This is a genomic window from Rhizobium sp. 0TCS1.26, assembly GCF_050455525.1.
Classification (GTDB): domain Bacteria; phylum Pseudomonadota; class Alphaproteobacteria; order Rhizobiales; family Rhizobiaceae; genus Neorhizobium.
In genome coordinates this window covers 664,262-679,523 of the sequence record NZ_JBCIYV010000003.1, presented here as the reverse complement: position 1 = coordinate 679,523, position 15,262 = coordinate 664,262, and the positions used below count along the sequence as shown (strand labels likewise).

General features: G+C 64.1%; 18 protein-coding genes. 11 read left to right on the top strand and 7 right to left on the bottom strand.

The genetic code is table 11. The features are described from left to right. Positions 1-10: 10 nt before the first annotated feature. The 6 genes from AAIH46_RS17190 to AAIH46_RS17165 all read right to left on the bottom strand — a co-directional run bounded on the left by AAIH46_RS17190 (position 11) and on the right by AAIH46_RS17165 (position 5,883). Complete coding sequence (locus AAIH46_RS17190; protein ID WP_430307225.1) at positions 11-862, bottom strand: carbohydrate ABC transporter permease; 852 nt, start codon at positions 860-862, stop codon at positions 11-13. Beyond that, positions 862-1,761, bottom strand: a complete 900-nt coding sequence (locus AAIH46_RS17185) for a carbohydrate ABC transporter permease (RefSeq protein ID WP_430307223.1) — start codon at positions 1,759-1,761, stop codon at positions 862-864. The genes AAIH46_RS17190 and AAIH46_RS17185 overlap by 1 nt, the downstream gene beginning before the upstream one ends. Next, positions 1,761-3,008 (bottom strand): extracellular solute-binding protein, encoded by a 1,248-nt coding sequence (locus tag AAIH46_RS17180; RefSeq protein ID WP_430307221.1) that lies wholly within the window; start codon positions 3,006-3,008, stop codon positions 1,761-1,763. Before AAIH46_RS17180 ends, AAIH46_RS17185 begins: the two co-directional genes overlap by 1 nt. A 17-nt stretch (positions 3,009-3,025) precedes the next feature. Then, complete coding sequence (locus tag AAIH46_RS17175; RefSeq protein ID WP_430307219.1) at positions 3,026-3,943, bottom strand: N-acetylglucosamine kinase; 918 nt, start codon at positions 3,941-3,943, stop codon at positions 3,026-3,028. Next, positions 3,940-4,725: a DeoR/GlpR family DNA-binding transcription regulator gene (locus AAIH46_RS17170; RefSeq protein WP_430307218.1), complete on the bottom strand. Its 786-nt coding sequence runs from the start codon at positions 4,723-4,725 to the stop codon at positions 3,940-3,942. Before AAIH46_RS17170 ends, AAIH46_RS17175 begins: the two co-directional genes overlap by 4 nt. Positions 4,726-4,869: 144 nt before the next feature. Further along, positions 4,870-5,883 carry a zinc-binding alcohol dehydrogenase family protein gene (locus AAIH46_RS17165; protein WP_430307217.1) on the bottom strand — a complete coding sequence of 338 codons (1,014 nt, stop codon included), beginning with the start codon at positions 5,881-5,883 and terminating at the stop codon, positions 4,870-4,872. Between the two features lie 103 nt (positions 5,884-5,986). Between AAIH46_RS17165 and AAIH46_RS17160 the strand changes: the two genes are divergently transcribed. Next, positions 5,987-6,397, top strand: coding sequence for a winged helix-turn-helix transcriptional regulator (locus AAIH46_RS17160; protein WP_430307215.1), 411 nt, complete (start codon positions 5,987-5,989; stop codon positions 6,395-6,397). A gap of 24 nt (positions 6,398-6,421) precedes the next feature. Here the strand turns inward: AAIH46_RS17160 and phnF are convergent, their stop codons facing one another. Next, complete coding sequence (gene phnF, locus AAIH46_RS17155) at positions 6,422-7,156, bottom strand: phosphonate metabolism transcriptional regulator PhnF (RefSeq protein ID WP_430307214.1); 735 nt, start codon at positions 7,154-7,156, stop codon at positions 6,422-6,424. A 114-nt stretch (positions 7,157-7,270) separates the two neighbouring features. On the opposite strand from phnF, the gene phnG reads away from it, so the two are divergent. The 10 genes from phnG (at position 7,271) to phnE (ending at position 15,258) form a co-directional block, all read left to right on the top strand. Then, positions 7,271-7,723: a phosphonate C-P lyase system protein PhnG gene (phnG, locus tag AAIH46_RS17150; protein ID WP_430307213.1), complete on the top strand. Its 453-nt coding sequence runs from the start codon at positions 7,271-7,273 to the stop codon at positions 7,721-7,723. Continuing rightward, on the top strand, positions 7,723-8,316 hold the full coding sequence (gene phnH / locus AAIH46_RS17145) for a phosphonate C-P lyase system protein PhnH (protein WP_430307211.1): 594 nt from the start codon (positions 7,723-7,725) through the stop codon (positions 8,314-8,316). Before phnG ends, phnH begins: the two co-directional genes overlap by 1 nt. A gap of 5 nt (positions 8,317-8,321) precedes the next feature. Next, positions 8,322-9,419, top strand: coding sequence for a carbon-phosphorus lyase complex subunit PhnI (locus tag AAIH46_RS17140; RefSeq protein WP_430307210.1), 1,098 nt, complete (start codon positions 8,322-8,324; stop codon positions 9,417-9,419). Continuing rightward, complete coding sequence (locus tag AAIH46_RS17135; protein WP_430307208.1) at positions 9,416-10,294, top strand: alpha-D-ribose 1-methylphosphonate 5-phosphate C-P-lyase PhnJ; 879 nt, start codon at positions 9,416-9,418, stop codon at positions 10,292-10,294. The genes AAIH46_RS17140 and AAIH46_RS17135 overlap by 4 nt, the downstream gene beginning before the upstream one ends. Beyond that, positions 10,291-11,064, top strand: a complete 774-nt coding sequence (gene phnK, locus AAIH46_RS17130) for a phosphonate C-P lyase system protein PhnK (protein ID WP_430307207.1) — start codon at positions 10,291-10,293, stop codon at positions 11,062-11,064. The genes AAIH46_RS17135 and phnK overlap by 4 nt, the downstream gene beginning before the upstream one ends. Before the next feature lies 1 nt (position 11,065). Next, entirely contained in the window at positions 11,066-11,812 is a 747-nt protein-coding gene (gene phnL / locus AAIH46_RS17125; RefSeq protein WP_430307205.1) for a phosphonate C-P lyase system protein PhnL, read from the top strand. Continuing rightward, on the top strand, positions 11,809-12,423 hold the full coding sequence (locus AAIH46_RS17120) for a DapH/DapD/GlmU-related protein (protein ID WP_430307204.1): 615 nt from the start codon (positions 11,809-11,811) through the stop codon (positions 12,421-12,423). Before phnL ends, AAIH46_RS17120 begins: the two co-directional genes overlap by 4 nt. 84 nt (positions 12,424-12,507) lie before the next feature. Further along, on the top strand, positions 12,508-13,350 hold the full coding sequence (gene phnC / locus AAIH46_RS17115) for a phosphonate ABC transporter ATP-binding protein (RefSeq protein ID WP_430307203.1): 843 nt from the start codon (positions 12,508-12,510) through the stop codon (positions 13,348-13,350). Positions 13,351-13,375: 25 nt separating this feature from the next. Then, on the top strand, positions 13,376-14,374 hold the full coding sequence (phnD, locus tag AAIH46_RS17110) for a phosphonate ABC transporter substrate-binding protein (protein ID WP_430307202.1): 999 nt from the start codon (positions 13,376-13,378) through the stop codon (positions 14,372-14,374). A gap of 137 nt (positions 14,375-14,511) precedes the next feature. Then, positions 14,512-15,258 (top strand): phosphonate ABC transporter, permease protein PhnE, encoded by a 747-nt coding sequence (phnE, locus tag AAIH46_RS17105; RefSeq protein ID WP_430307201.1) that lies wholly within the window; start codon positions 14,512-14,514, stop codon positions 15,256-15,258. The last annotated feature ends 4 nt before the right edge of the window (positions 15,259-15,262 follow it).

Sequence of the window (15,262 nt, the reverse complement as noted above, 5' to 3'; positions counted from 1 at the left end):
GTCATACCCTTTATTTGCTCGCGCCGGCCATCAGGCCCTGCACGAGGAAGCGATTGAGGAAGATCACCAGGAGCACCGGCGGCACGATGGCGACGATGCCGGCGGCGTTCATCAGGCCGTAGTCGACATAGTTGCGGGTGACGAATTCGGGGATCAGGACGGTGAGCGGCTTGGTGGACAGCGTCGGCGAAAACACCAGCGGCACCATGAACTGGCCCCAGGCCGACAGGAAGGTAAGGATCGCGGTGGCGACCAGTCCGGGGCCGGCAAGCGGCAGGACGATGCGCACGAGCGTGTGGAGTTTCGAGGCACCATCGAGCCAGGCTGCCTCCTCCAGCGACAGGGGCATCGCCTGATAGACGCTGCGCATCAGCCAGAGCGCCAGCGGCAGGAAGGCCGAGACATAGATCAGCGTCACGCCGACATAGGTATCGACGAGCCCGGCACCGATCATGATCCGGTAGAGCGGGATCATCACGGTATAGGCCGGAACGCCGAGCGTCGCGACGATGATGACGAACAACGCGTCGCGGCCGGGAAAGCGCAGCCGGACGAAGGCCCAGGCACCGAAGGCGGCAACGATAACCGTGACCAGTGTCGCCGCCAGCGAGGTGACGATGCTGTTGGCAAGCGCCCGCGAGAACTGCGGCCAGACGGACTGCACCTGGTTGCCCTGGCTGATCGAGGCCGCACCGAACAGCTTGCCGTAGTGTTCGAGGGTCGCGGCTTCCGGCCAGAACCTGAGGCCGGTTCCGACGAGCGCGTTGGGCGGCGTCAGCGAGGTGACGAGCGACCAGTAGATGGGGCCGACGGACCACAGGATGAGGATCGCGACGGCGAGAAGATATCCGAGACGCCGCATCAGTCGTACCTGGTTTCTTTGTAGACGCGCAGCACGTAGAGCGCCGACACCGAGAGCGAGGCGATCATCGCCAGGATCGACAGCGCCATGCCGAGCGAAAACTTCATGTTCTGGAAGGCCGACAGATAGACCTGGATCATCACGCTGCGGGTTCCGAGCGAACTGCCGTTAAGGATCCATGCCTCGTCGAAGAGATTGAAGGCGAACACCGTCGACTGGCTGAGCGCGATGGCCAGCCCGCCGGCAATCAGCGGCAGGGTGATCATCGTGAACTGGCGCCAGCGCGAGGCGCCATCCAGTCGTGCAGCCTCGTAGAGGTTCGTCGGGATCGACTGCAGCGCGGCGAGCAGGATGATTGCCGTCAGCGGCATCATCCGCCAGGCGTGCACGACCGACACGAGAAAAAGGCCCGTGAAGCGGTCATTGAACCAGACCTGGTTGGTCGACGTCAGGCCAACCGCCTGGAGCAGGCTGTTCAGCAGTCCGTAGCTCGGGTTGTAGATCCACAGCCAGATGATCGCGTTGACCACCGGCGGCAGGCACCACGGCAGGATGACGATGGCGAGCAACCAGCGCCGGCCGATCGACGCATGATGCAGCAGCAGCGCGGCGGCCAGCCCGCCGACGGTCTCGATGGTCACGGCAATGAGCACATAGGCGAAGGTGTTGACCCAGCTCGTCAGCACGTTGCTGTCCGACATCAGGGCAATGTAGTTCCTGAAGCCGACAAACGGCGTACCGGGCCGCATCGGCTCGATGCGGAAGAAGCTGTCGAACACCGTGATGACGAGGGGCAGGATCACCAGCCCCCCCATCACCGCGATGACCGGAGCGGTGAGGCCGAGACCGAGCCGCGCCTCCCGTCCCAGGAGGCGCTTCGCTGGGAAGCTGAACGCCATTACTGCCGTGCCTCTTCGGCTGCGGCGGCAATCGCCTGAACCGCATCGGCGACCGACATCTGGCCCTTGGCGGCGGCATTGAGGTTGGTCGCAACGGCGCTCGAGAACTCCGGATACCAGCCGGGCGTACCGCCGGCAAACAGCGGCTCGACCAGGGCAGCCTGAGCGATCAGCACGTCGCCCTGCTTCAGCTTGCCGTCCTTGTTGAGCTTTTCGAGCACGGAGATGCGCGTCGGCAGGTTGCCGAGCTTTTCGTAGTTGTCGATCATGGTTTCCGGATCGAGCATCCAGTTGATGAAGGCGTGCGCCGTCTCCTTGTCCTTGGCCGAGACCGGGACGCCGAGCGCACCGGGCAGGCCGATCGTGCGCGACTTGCCGGAGACGTTCGGCAGCAGGGCTGCGGCGGCATCGGCCGATACCTGCGACTTCGACGCATCGGTATAGACCGCAAGGTTACCGGCCCAGCCGGCAACGTCGAATGTAGTCTTGCCCGATTTGAACAGTTCCTGGATCTCGACATCCTTCAGCGACGTCGCCGCAGGGTCGATGAGACCGGCCTTCAGCGCTTCCACCTCGAATTCCATGGCTTTGTAGCCGGCGCTCGACGCCTCGGTGAACAGCGGCTTGAACTCCGCATCGAAGAGATCGCCGCCGAACGCCTTGGTGAGGAGGTACCAGGCAGTGGCCGAGCCTTCGGTCGCCGAAAGCGGCAGGCCGATCGGATATTCAGCGATGCCCTTGGCCTTGACCGCCTTGGCGGCGGCGAGCAGCTCATCCGGCGTCTTCGGAACCGTGGCGCCGGCCTTTTCGAGATGCGCCTTGTTGTAGATCATTACCCGGTAGTCGTTGTTATAGGGGATGCCGACCAGCTTCCCGTCGAAGGTGAAGATCGAGGTAGTCGGCAGATCCTTCTTCAGGTCCTCGGACAGCAAGCCCGACAGATCGTCATACCAGCCGGCGCTGCCGAACTGGCCAACCCACGACCAGTCGACTTCGGTCGCCGATGCCGGCGCCGTGCCGGCGACCATCGAGGTGATGATCTTGGTGCGGATCTCGTCCCAGCCGAGCGTCTGGATATCCAGCGTGCCCTTGGTCTTGGCGGTATATTTGTCGGTCATGTCCTTGGGCAGCGTGACCCAGGGCGGCAAGAGGACGGAGAGCGCTTCGGCGGCGTGAGCGCTCATCGTGCCAAAGCTCGTGGCAAGCCCGAGCAGTGCGGTGGAAGCAAGGAATGTGCGGCGTTTCATCAGCTGTTCTCCTGTTATTATGGTTGAAGGCATGCAGAAACAGTCGGTGCGAAGCGGTCCTCCATCGGCCAGCCCGCCAAGGTGCCGGCGCGCCAGATGGCGCCTCCGACTGGTGGCAGCTTCGGCGTGGAGGACGCGCCGAGCAGTGTTTCGAGATGGTGGGTGATCGTCCGCGAGCCGAACACGCTGCCGGCATGCGACCAGGCGAGCGTCGGATCTGCCAGCCGCAACCGGGCCGCCTCGACATGGGCGGCGAGAAATTCCGCGGCACCGATGAGAAGCTGGACTGCGGATGCATCGCCGCTGTCGGCCATCGCATCCACATGCCGTGAAAGGCCGCCGACGCCGGCACGGGAATTCTGCTGCGCATAGGCCCAGTCGATCAGTGTCTCAGCCGTACAGCCGCAGGCGGAGAGGATGCCCTGGGCAAAATCATGAGCGCGGCTGCGGCCGTCGAGTGCCTGGGACGCCAGCGACAGCGCCTGACGGCCGATCCAGAAGGCCGACCCTTCGTCGCCGAACGCATCGCCCCAGCCGCCGACCCTCAGGCTTCTCGCCCCTGCCTTCGCCCAGGCCATGCTGCCGGTTCCGGCCAGCAACAGCACGCCGCTTTCTCCGGTGAAGGCGCCATCATAGGCGACCTCGACATCGTTGAGGACGAGATGCGGGCAAGGCAACAGCGTGCCCGCCACGCGCTGCTGCTGTTGGCTGAGAGACACGATCTCGCCATGCATCGGCAGGCCGAGAACGGCCGCTTCCGGCGTTTCGCCGCCGCAAACCTCGGCAATTGCTCCCGCCAGCAGGGACTGCCAGTCGGACACGTGGTGCGGATCGAGGCTCGGCCCCTCAAATCGGCGACGCACGGTGCCACTCGGATCAGCGATGGCTGCGATCGTCTTGCTGCCGCCGGCATCGAGCCCGAGGACGAAGCTCATGGCCGCACCGCATCCTGGAGCGCAGCAATCGCGATTTCCGTCCCAAAGGCTTCGATCCGCTCGATCCATTCGGCGCCAAGGCCATTGTCGGAAATGATCGTCTGCAGGCGCGACAGAGGCGCGACCTTGTAGGTGAGCCGAGCGCCGAACTTGCTGGAATCCGCCAACAGGATGCGTTGCTCGGCGCGGCTCAGCATTACCGTGTTCAGCCGCGACTCGTTCTCGTCGACCGAATAGATGTTACCATCCTCGGCGATCGCGCCGCCGCCGAGGAAGAGCTGCTTGAACCACAGGCGGTCGAGCATTTCCTCCGCAAGCGGGCCGACGAGGGAGGAATTCTCCTTGCGCAAATGCCCGCCGAGAAGCGTCACCTTGACGCCCTCGACATCGATCAGCAGCTGAGCAGCCGGCAGGCAGTTGGTGAAGATGTTGAGCGGCAGCGGATCAAGCCGGATGCGCCGTGCCAGCTGAAGCACGGTCGTGCCGGAATCGAGGAATACCGAGGTTCCCGGCTGGAGCATGTCATAGGCGAGATCACCGATGGCGCGCTTTGCCGCCAGCCCCTGCGCCTCGCGCTGCTCGAACGCCACCTCGCCCTCGAAATGATCCGAAAGCCGCGCGCCGCCGTGGGTCCGGACGATGACACCCTGCTCCTCGAGCTGGGTCAGATCCCGGCGAAGCGTCGGCACGGAGGCACCGACTGCTTCGGCGATCGCCGCGATCTGCGACGAGCCGTTGGAGAACAGGAACTGACGGATGGCTTGAGCGCGGTCGCTTTTCATCGGTGGCCGTTCGTCTTGCTTGAACTGGCCAAACTATCGATGGGCGGCGGATCAATGTCAATCACTTTTGTGATCGTTATTGATCGTTTTCAGCTTCTGAAACGGTGAGTGCGGCGCGCCAACCTAGGCGGCGCGCCGCAAGGGTTAGAACCCTTCCAGCACGATCTTGCCCTTGGCCCTGCCGCTCTCGATCGTGGCGTGCGCCTTCCTGAGGTTTTCGGCGCTGATGGGCTTGAGCACCTCGGTCACGGTGGTGCGGATCCGCCCGTCGTCGATCAGCTTTGCCACCTCGTTCAGAAGCGCTCCCTGCTCGCCCATGTCCGGCGTTTCGAAGAGGCTGCGGGTGAACATCAGCTCCCAGTGGATGGAGACCGCCTTGCGCTTGAACCCCACCACATCGAGAACGTCCGGATCGTCGATCAGCCCGAACCGCCCCTGCGGCGCGATCAGATCGATGATCTCCTTCAGATGCCGGTGGGTTTCGGTGGTGGAGAACACGAAGGCCGGAGCGCCGATGCCGAGTGCTTCCACCTGGGCAGCAAGCGGTTGGCTATGATCGATCACGTGATGAGCACCGAGATCTTTGACCCATGCCTGGGTCTCAGGGCGCGATGCCGTGGCGATCACCGTCAGGTCGGTCAGCGCCCGCGCCAGCTGGATGGCGATGGAGCCTACCCCGCCTGCCCCGCCGATGATGAGAATGGCGTTCGCGGCGCCCGGAACCGGCTTGCGCACGTCCAGCCGGTCGAACAGCATTTCCCAAGCCGTTACCGCCGTCAGCGGCAGCCCGGCGGCCTCGGCATTCGACAGTGTCTTTGGCTTGTGGCCGACGATCCGCTCATCGACGATGTGGAACTCGCTGTTGACGCCCGGGCGGCCAAGCGCGCCAGCATAGAATACTTCGTCGCCGGGTTGAAACGCTGTGACGTCCGGTCCGACTTCGGCGACCGTGCCGACGGCATCCCATCCGAGGACTTTCCAGCCATTGTCTTCAGGCCGGGCGCTACGGCGAACCTTGGTGTCGACTGGGTTGACGGCGACAGCCGCTACCTGAACCAGGATGTCGCGGCCGGAAGCGCGCGGCCGCTCGAGTTCGATATCCTCAAGTGCATCATCCCGATCGATTGCACCGGGGATCCTGTATCCGATCGCCTTCATCGTCTTCTCCTTTGACGGCAGTTGTTGTCGCCTCAAAATGTGCTAGCCTCGGAAAACTGCAATACGCACAAGCAACGCTAATACTATCAAAAAGGATAGTGTGATGGCCAAAGTCCGGCACTCGCGCTTCGACTGTAGTCCGGGCTGTTCGGTGGAAGCAGCCGTCGGCCTGATTGACGGAAAATGGAAGTCGGTGATCCTCTACCATCTGCTCGACGGCACGCTGCGCTTCAACGAGATCCACAGGCAGATCGTCAATGTGACGCCGCGCATGCTGACCAATCAGCTGCGCGAACTGGAAAGCGACGGGCTGATCGAGCGCAAGGTTTATGCCCAGGTGCCGCCGAAGGTGGAGTACAGCCTGTCGCCGCTCGGCCGGAGCATGGAGCCCATCCTTCTATCGCTGAAGGCCTGGGGCGATGCCAATATCGGCCTCTACGGCAAGCCGACCGCCGCACCCGCCAATGACGAAAAAGCAGCCTCGGCCGGCGGCCGTCTGAACGACTGCGCCTGATCGGGAGACGGAAGGCCAATCGCGTCAGGATTGCTCGGATGGGTTGGCAAACACCAGTTCCATCCGGTCTGCGAGGAACCGGGTCACCACGCTCTGAACCGTGCGGTCCTCCGCATCGACATCGAGTGCACGGCTGACAAGGACGATGCTGTCGGCAGCGCACTGGAGAAATTCCGCATCCCGCGCGGTGATCCGCTCCGCCGTCAGCCGTGTCTCCTTCCGCCGGTAGTCCGCCAGCCCCTCCTGCAGGAATGCCTTGGTGATCGATCCGCTCTCGGCATAGGCGGCAATGATGCCCGGGAATCGATCGGCTGAAAACCACGACGTCGATCGCGACAGAGGCGCGCCTTCGACGACCGACAGCCGTTCGAGCCGGTGCAGCGGCGCGCCCATGCGGCAGCCGAATAGTCGGGCCTGGGTCGCATCAGCTGCGACGATGTCGGCCTGGATGAGGCGCCCTGACGGCTCGAGCGACTGGCGCATCATGTTTTCGGAGAAGCGCGTCCTCGCTCCGATCGGATAGACGATCCGCTGCGGGACGGCTCTGACAAAGGTGCCTCGCCCGCGCTCCGCCCGCAGCAAACCCTCGACCGAGAGCGCGGCAATGGCACGCCGCACCGTGTGTCGATTGACGCCGAAGCGCGACGCCAATTCCGTCTCCGGCGGCAGTTGATCGGCAAACTCTCCCATAGACACCGCACTCCGGAGTTCGTCCGCCACCCGGCGCCAGCGCGAGATCCCGTCATCCGTTCCGTTCATGCCGTTTCCCTCAGGGCGTCATTCAATCGTCATCATTCACCGGGTATAACCTAAACATATCCGATTGTCTAAACAAATAGACAACTTTGCTGTTGATGACAAAGGTTTGCCGCCGTGGGTTCAGAAACATTCAGTCGAAAACAGGCGCTCGACATTCTTGCCGCCGCGCCGGCCGAGATGCTGGCGGAGCGTTACGCGCTGCTCGCCTCCAATCTGCCTTCCGCCACGCCGGTGCGCGGGCCGGAGATCGGCACCGTCATGATCCGCGGCCGAGCCGGTGGCGGCGGCGCCGCGTTCAATCTGGGCGAAGCGAGTGTCACGCGTGCGACGGTCAAGATCGCCGGCGGCGAGGTAGGACATTCGATCATCCTCGGCCGCGACCAGCGCAAGGCGCAAATCGTCGCGCATCTGGACGCCGTCCGCCAGTTGAACGCCTGGGTCGGACGCATCGACGACGAGATCCTGCGCCCCGCCTTCGAACTCATCAATGCGGAAAAGCTGCGGCGCGCCGAGGAGACCGAGGCGACCCTCGTCGACTTCTTCACCGTCGCGCGGGGAGAAGACTGATGCAGAACGTTTCCTTCGACGGCGGATTCAGCGATCCGGTCTATACGTCCCAGGCGGTCTTTCGGGCCGTCATGGACGCGTTTTCCAGCCCCGGCACAGTGGCGTCGCTCTCCGGTCACGCTACAGGCCCGGCACCGCTCTGTGCCGCCGCCTCGGCGATCCTGCTGACGCTTGCCGACTACGACACCCCTGTCTGGTTCGAAGGCGAGGCAACGCAGGACGCAGCTGCCTGGCTAACCTTCCATACCGGCGCTCCCGCCGCGTCCGATCCGTCCAAAGCCGCACTGGTGGTGCTGTCTGAAGGCGGCCATCCGGCGCAGTGGGAGGATTTTTCCCGCGGCACGGTCAACTACCCGGATCGTTCCGCCACCGTGCTGCTGCCGGTGCGGTCGCTGATTGACGGAACACCGCTGGAATTGTCCGGCCCCGGCATCGAGACGACCCGCCAGATCGCGCCTGACGGGCTTGGCCCAGAGTTCGTCGCCTGGGCTCAAGGCAACCATGCCGCCTACCCGCTCGGGCTGGACCTGGTCCTCGTTTGCAACGGCGACACGCTCGCCTTGCCGCGCACGACGCGCATCAGGGAGATCTGAAACCGATGTATGTAGCGGTAAAGGGCGGCGAAGCCGCCATCGACAAGGCTCACAAACTTCTTGCCGATCGCCGGCGCGGCGATCGTGACGTTCCGGCGCTGACACTGGCGCAGGTGGCAGGACAGCTGTCGCTGGCCGTCGACCGGGTGATGGCCGAAGGCTCGCTCTACGATCCCGAGCTTGCTGCCATGTGCGTGCGCCAGTCGCGCGGCGATCTCATCGAGGCGATCTTCCTGCTTCGCGCCTATCGCACGACGCTGCCGAGATTCGGCTACTCGCGGCCCGTCGAAACGGGTTCCATGCAGATCGAGCGGCGGGTCTCGGCGACCTACAAGGATATTCCGGGCGGTCAGCTTCTTGGCCCCACCTTCGACTATACGCACCGCCTGATCGATCCCGCAATGGCAGGCGACGAGCCGGTCGATCCACCGGCACGGCGAGAGCTTGGCGAGGACAAGGCATTCCCACGGGTCACCGACATCCTGAACGGTGAAGGCCTGATCGAACCGGACGTGCGCTCGGACAAGGAGCCCGCCGACCTGACCCGCGATCCGACCAGCTTCCCAGTCGATCGCGACCAGCGCCTGCAGGCGCTTGCCCGTGGCGACGAAGGCTTTCTGCTGTCGCTCGCCTATTCGACGCAGCGTGGCTATGGCCGAACGCATCCGTTTGTCGGCGAGGCACGCATCGGCCTCGTCGAGGTCGAGATCGACGTGCCGGAACTCGGCTTTGCGGTCGCCGTCGGATCGATCCGCGTCACCGAATGCCAGATGATCTCGCAGTTCCGCAACCAGGGGGATGAGGGTCCGCGGTTCACGCGCGGCTATGGCCTGGTGTTCGGCCAGTCGGAACGCAAGGCGATGGCGATGAGCCTTGTCGACCGGGCGCTCCGCGCCGACGAGTTCGACGAGCAGCGGACGGCACCGGCGCAGGACGAGGAATTCGTCCTCGCCCATTGCGATAACGTCGAGGCGACCGGCTTCGTCGAGCATCTCAAACTTCCCCACTACGTGGATTTCCAGGCCGAGCTTGGCCTCCTGCGCATGCTGCGACAGGAGCACGGCGACGCGCAACGACTGCAGGCCGGGGAGACGGCGGAATGAACCTGCCCAGCTACAACTTTGCTTATCTGGACGAACAGACCAAGCGGATGATCCGCCGGGCGATCCTGAAAGCGATCGCCATCCCCGGCTACCAGGTGCCTTTCGCCTCGCGCGAAATGCCGATGCCTTACGGCTGGGGAACCGGTGGCGTGCAGGTGACGGCAGCGATCCTCGGTCCGACCGATGTGTTGAAGGTCATTGACCAGGGCGCCGACGACACCACCAACGCGGTTTCCATCCGCGCCTTCTTCGCCAAGACGGCCGGCGTCGCGACGACGACGAAGACCACCGAGGCGACCGTCATCCAGACGCGCCACCGGATCCCCGAAACGCCGCTGACCGCCGGGCAGACCCTCGTCTACCAGGTGCCGATCCCCGAGCCGCTGCGCTTCCTGGAACCGCGCGAAACCGAAACCCGCATCATGCACGGGCTGGAGGAATACGGTCTGATCCAGGTGAAGCTCTACGAGGACATCGCCCAGCACGGGCACATCGCGACGACCTATGCCTATCCGGTGAAGGTCGAGGATCGCTACGTCATGGATCCGTCGCCGATCCCGAAATTCGACAACCCGAAGATGGACAACTCGCCGGCGCTACAGCTTTTCGGGGCCGGACGCGAGAAGCGGATCTATGCGCTGCCGCCGTTCACCAAGGTCGTCAGCCTTGATTTCGAGGATCATCCATTCGCCGTGCAGCGCTTCACCGCGCCTTGCGCGCTCTGCAACGCGACCGGCGTCTATCTCGACGAGGTGGTGACCGACGACTGCGGCAGCCGGATGTTCGTCTGCTCTGACACCGATCATTGCGAGACGCGCCAGGCCGAGGGTCACCATGGCTCCGGGCTGCCGCATGCCGCAGGAGAACAGCCATGACCGGTCCCATCCTCTCCGTCCGCGATCTGGAACGGCGCTATGGCAATTTCATCGGCTGCACGGACGTCTCGTTCGATGTCTGGCCCGGTGAAGTCGTCGCCATCGTCGGTGAATCCGGCTCCGGCAAGACAACTCTCCTCAACTGCATATCGGCCCGGCTCGAACGGTCGTCCGGCAGCGTCCGTTACCGCATGCGCGACGGCGGCTTTCCGGATCTCGCCGATCTATCCGAGGCGGAGCGCCGCTTCCTGATGCGCACCGACTGGGGCTTCGTGCATCAGAACCCGGCTGACGGCTTGCGGATGCGCGTCTCCGCCGGCGCCAATGTCGGCGAGCGGCTGATGGCGGTCGGCGAGCGGCACTACGGCGACATCCGCCGCACCGCCGGCGACTGGCTGTCGCGCGTCGAGATCGGCACCGAGCGGATCGACGACCAGCCAGTGACATTCTCCGGCGGCATGCGTCAGCGCCTGCAGATCGCCCGCAACCTCGTCACCCATCCGCGGCTGATCTTCATGGACGAGCCGACGGGTGGTCTCGACGTTTCGGTCCAGGCGCGCGTGCTTGACCTCCTCCGCAATCTCGTCACCGACCTCGGCCTGTCGGTCGTCATCGTTACCCATGACCTGGCCGTCGCACGGCTGCTGTCGCAGCGGATGATCGTCATGAAGAGCGGCCGGATCATCGAACAGGGGCTGACGGACCGTGTGCTGGACGATCCGCAGCATGCCTATACGCAATTGCTCGTCGCCTCGATCCCGGAGAACTGAGATGACCCTGCATCAAACTCAACCGGTGATCGCCGACACTCTGCTTTTGTCGGTTCGCGACGTTGCCAAGTCTTTCACCATGCATCTGCGCGACGGCTTGGTGCTGCCGGTCGTCCGCAATGTCAGCTTCGAGATCCACAGCGGCGAATGCGTCGTCCTCGGCGGACCATCCGGCGTCGGCAAGTCGTCGATCCTGCGCATGGTCTACGGCAACTATGCCATCGACGAGGGCCAGATCATGGTGCGCAACGGAGCCTCCGGTGAGATGCAGGATCTCGGCAGCGGTGACGCGCGGCTGGTGCTGGAACTTCGAAAGAACAGCATCGGCTATGTGAGCCAGTTCCTGCGCGCCGTGCCACGCGTGTCGGCCCTGGAGGTCGTCGCCGAGCCGCTGATCAGCCGCGGCACGCCGCGCGACGAAGCCGTCGACCGGGCCGCCACGATGCTGGCACGGCTCAATCTCCCACGGGCCCTGTTCGGCCTGCCGCCGGCAACCTTTTCCGGTGGTGAGAAACAGCGCGTCAACATCGCCCGCGGCTTCATCACCGATCACCCGATCCTGCTGCTTGACGAGCCGACCGCCTCGCTCGACGCCGAGAACCGCGACGTGGTGGTCGCGATGATCGCCGAAAAGCGCGCCAGGCGGACGGCGATCCTCGGCATCTTCCACGACCAGCCGGTGCGCGATGCGGTCGCAACGCGGATCCTCGATGTCGCCGCCTTTTCTGCCCGGAGGACCGCCGCATGACCAAGCTCTCCATCGAACCGCTGATCGATCCGACGGCGCGGGTCAGCGACTGCACGCTCGGGCGCTACACCGAAATGGCCGAGGGCTGCCGCATCTCGGAGACCGACCTCGGCGACTATTCCTACATCGAGCGGGGCGGACAGGTCTGGTGCGCGACGATCGGCAAGTTCGCTAATATCGCTGCCGGCGTGCGGATCAATGCCACCAACCATCCTATGGACCGCGCCAGCCTTCACCACTTCACCTATCGGGCCGGCGACTATTGGCCGGGCGAGCAGGATGAGAGCGAATTCTTCGCCGCCCGCCGTGCCAAGCGGGTGTCGATTGGTCACGACGTCTGGATCGGCCACGGGGCGACGCTTCTTCCGGGTGTGACGGTCGGGAACGGCGCCGTGATCGGTGCCGGCGCAGTCGTCAACCGCGATGTCGCCGCCTACACCATCGTCGGCGGCGTTCCGGCACGGCTGATCCGCAACCGCTTCGAAGGGACGATCGGTGCGCGGATGGACAGCCTTGCCTGGTGGAACTGGTCGCACGAACAGATCCACGATGCCCTGCAGGACTTCCGCAATCTCTCGGCCGAGGCATTTCTCGACCGTTACCGGCAGTGACGCAAAAACTTCACAGAACTGTCACGGCACGATCATCGAAGCCTACGCAAGCTACCGCAGACAGCGCACAGCAGGAACTCCACAATGACTGCGATCACGGTATCCAACCTCTCCAAGACCTACGGTTCGACCCAGGCGTTGAACGGTGTCAGCCTGACGCTGGAACGCGGTGAGATGGTGGCCCTGATCGGCGCATCAGGCTCCGGCAAGAGCACCCTCATTCGCCATCTCGCCGGGCTTGAAACGGGCGACGGGCGGGGCGGTCAGATCGACATCCTCGGCCGCACCTCGCAGAAGGCCGGGCGGATGAGCGGGCAGGTGAAGCGCGGCGCCGTGTCGGTCATCTTCCAGCAGTTCAACCTGGTTGGCCGCCTGTCGGTGCTCACCAACGTCCTGGTCGGCCATCTCGGCCGCGTGCCGCAGTGGCGCGGAACGCTCGGACTGTTCAACCGCGCCGAAAAGACCAAAGCGCACGCAGCACTTGCGCGCGTCGGCATCCCGCAGGTTGCCGCACAGCGCTCCTCGACGCTTTCGGGCGGCCAGCAGCAGCGCGCGGCGATCGCCCGAACCCTTGTGCAAGGCGCGGAGATCCTGATCGCCGACGAGCCGATCTCGGCGCTCGATCCGTCGTCGGCACGCCGGGTCATGGACGTGCTCGCCGACATCAACAGCCAGGACAACATCACCATCCTGGTCTCGCTTCACCAGGTCGAATACGCCCGTCGCTACTGCAAGCGGACGATCGCCATGCGCGACGGCGTGATCGTCTTCGACGGCCCGTCGACGGCGCTTTCCAACAGTTTCCTCGCCGAGCTCTACGGTTCGGCGTCCGAAGAATTGGTCCTGCCGGATGCTCCGGCGGAGCAACTGCCTCCCGCACCACACACGGGGTTACAGAGCCGCCACCCGGCTCTCATCGACGCCTGACCACATCCATCACCGGAGACCAATCATGAACGCGATCCTCAAGAGCATGGCGGCGGTATCTGTCGCCCTTACGATCACCACATCTGCGCTGGCGCAGGAGACTACCATCAACTTCGGCATCATCTCGACGGAATCCCAGCAGAACCTGAAGACCACCTGGGACCCGCTCCTGAGCGACATGAAGACGAAGACCGGCCTCGACGTCAAAGCCTTCTTCGCCTCCGACTATGCCGGCGTCATCGAAGCCATGCGCTTTAACAAGGTGCAGGTCGCCTGGTACGGCAACAAGTCGGCCATGGAAGCCGTCGATCGCGCCGAAGGCGAAGTGTTCGTCCAGAGCGTGCCGAAGAACGGCGAACCCGGCTACTGGTCGGTGGTCATCGTTCCGAAGGACAGCAAGATCCAGACGATCGACGACGTGCTGAAGTGCGACCAGTCGATCAACTTCGGTCTCGGCGATCCAAACTCGACGTCGGGCTACCTGGTGCCGATGACCTTCGTGTTCGGCGCTCGCGGCATCGACCCGAAGAAGTGCTTCAAGAACGTCACCAACGCCAACCATGAAACCAACGCCATGGCCGTCGCCAACAAGCAGGTCGACGCGGCTGCCAACAACACCGAGAACATGGCGCTGATCAAGCAGAACAAGCCGGACGCTTTCGCCAACATCCGCGAGATCTGGCGTTCGCCGCTGATCCCTTCGGACCCGATCGTCTGGCGCAAGGATCTGCCGGATGCCACCAAGACGAAGATCCGCGACTTCTTCATGACCTACGGGACCGACAAGTCCACCGGTGACGTGGCTGCCGAGAAGAAGGTGCTGGAAGGCCTGAAGTGGGCACCGTTCCGTGCATCGACCGACAAGCAGCTCCTGCCGATCCGCGTCATGGAACTGTCGAAGTCGATCGCCCAGGCGCAGGCCGATGCGACGCTTTCGGCAGACGCGAAGAGCGCCAAGATCAAGACGCTGACCGAGCAGAAGACGAAGTTCGAAGCCGAACTCGCCGCTGCTTCCAAGACCTGACCTCAACGACAAACGCGGGCGGGTTACAGGAACCCGCCCCCTTTCTCGGCACCGGAACCATGACCATGACCGACGCAGCTCTCCCCGCCGGCCCAAGCTCGAGACCGGCTTTGCCAGATGTTAAACAACCGAGCAGCATGCGCAGCATGCTGCTGATGATCGCCGTCGTTGCAGCGCTCGCCTTCAGCTGGGCGCCCGCTGAAATGGACCGCTGGACCTACCTGTTCAGCGACAGCGGCAACATGGCTGCCTACGCCCGCGACTTCATGAAGCCGGACTTCAGCACCTGGCAATACTATCTCGAGGAAATACTGGTCACCGTCCAGATCGCGCTCTGGGGCACGTTCCTCTCGGTCGTCCTCTCCGTGCCGTTCGGCATTCTAAGCGCTCACAACATGGCGCCCTGGTGGATCAACCAGCCGGTGCGCCGGGTGATGGATCTGTTCCGCGCCATTCATGAGGTGGTGTTCGCCGTGCTGTTCGTCGTCGCCGTCGGGCTCGGCCCGTTTGCAGGCGTCATGGCGCTGTTCGTCCACACCACCGGCATCCTCGCAAAGCTGTTTTCCGAGGCGGTCGAGGCCATCGATCCCCGTCCCGTCGAGGCCATCCGCACGACCGGCGCATCGCGCATGCAGCAGGTGATCTTCGGCGTCATCCCGCAGGTTCTGCCGCTGTGGATCTCGTTCTCGCTCTACCGGCTGGAATCTAACATCCGCTCGGCCACCGTTCTCGGGCTGATCGGCGCCGGCGGCATCGGCCAGGTGCTCTTCGAGACGATCCGCGGCTTCTACTACCCGCAGGCTTCCGCCATCATCATCATCATCGTGCTGACAGTCACCGTCATGGACCTGATCTCGCAGCAATTGCGCAAGATCGTCATCTGACGCC

Excerpts from the sequence above, each read along its gene's own strand:
- AAIH46_RS17190 (WP_430307225.1), bottom strand. The coding sequence starts at position 862 with ATGCGGCGTCTCGGATATCTTCTCGCCGTCGCGATCCTCATCCTGTGG.
- AAIH46_RS17185 (WP_430307223.1), bottom strand. The coding sequence starts at position 1,761 with ATGGCGTTCAGCTTCCCAGCGAAGCGCCTCCTGGGACGGGAGGCGCGG.
- AAIH46_RS17180 (WP_430307221.1), bottom strand. The coding sequence starts at position 3,008 with ATGAAACGCCGCACATTCCTTGCTTCCACCGCACTGCTCGGGCTTGCC.
- AAIH46_RS17175 (WP_430307219.1), bottom strand. The coding sequence starts at position 3,943 with ATGAGCTTCGTCCTCGGGCTCGATGCCGGCGGCAGCAAGACGATCGCA.
- AAIH46_RS17170 (WP_430307218.1), bottom strand. The coding sequence starts at position 4,725 with ATGAAAAGCGACCGCGCTCAAGCCATCCGTCAGTTCCTGTTCTCCAAC.
- AAIH46_RS17165 (WP_430307217.1), bottom strand. The coding sequence starts at position 5,883 with ATGAAGGCGATCGGATACAGGATCCCCGGTGCAATCGATCGGGATGAT.
- AAIH46_RS17160 (WP_430307215.1), top strand. The coding sequence starts at position 5,987 with ATGGCCAAAGTCCGGCACTCGCGCTTCGACTGTAGTCCGGGCTGTTCG.
- phnF (WP_430307214.1), bottom strand. The coding sequence starts at position 7,156 with ATGAACGGAACGGATGACGGGATCTCGCGCTGGCGCCGGGTGGCGGAC.
- phnH (WP_430307211.1), top strand. The coding sequence starts at position 7,723 with ATGCAGAACGTTTCCTTCGACGGCGGATTCAGCGATCCGGTCTATACG.
- AAIH46_RS17140 (WP_430307210.1), top strand. The coding sequence starts at position 8,322 with ATGTATGTAGCGGTAAAGGGCGGCGAAGCCGCCATCGACAAGGCTCAC.
- AAIH46_RS17135 (WP_430307208.1), top strand. The coding sequence starts at position 9,416 with ATGAACCTGCCCAGCTACAACTTTGCTTATCTGGACGAACAGACCAAG.
- phnK (WP_430307207.1), top strand. The coding sequence starts at position 10,291 with ATGACCGGTCCCATCCTCTCCGTCCGCGATCTGGAACGGCGCTATGGC.
- phnL (WP_430307205.1), top strand. The coding sequence starts at position 11,066 with ATGACCCTGCATCAAACTCAACCGGTGATCGCCGACACTCTGCTTTTG.
- AAIH46_RS17120 (WP_430307204.1), top strand. The coding sequence starts at position 11,809 with ATGACCAAGCTCTCCATCGAACCGCTGATCGATCCGACGGCGCGGGTC.
- phnC (WP_430307203.1), top strand. The coding sequence starts at position 12,508 with ATGACTGCGATCACGGTATCCAACCTCTCCAAGACCTACGGTTCGACC.
- phnD (WP_430307202.1), top strand. The coding sequence starts at position 13,376 with ATGAACGCGATCCTCAAGAGCATGGCGGCGGTATCTGTCGCCCTTACG.
- phnE (WP_430307201.1), top strand. The coding sequence starts at position 14,512 with ATGCGCAGCATGCTGCTGATGATCGCCGTCGTTGCAGCGCTCGCCTTC.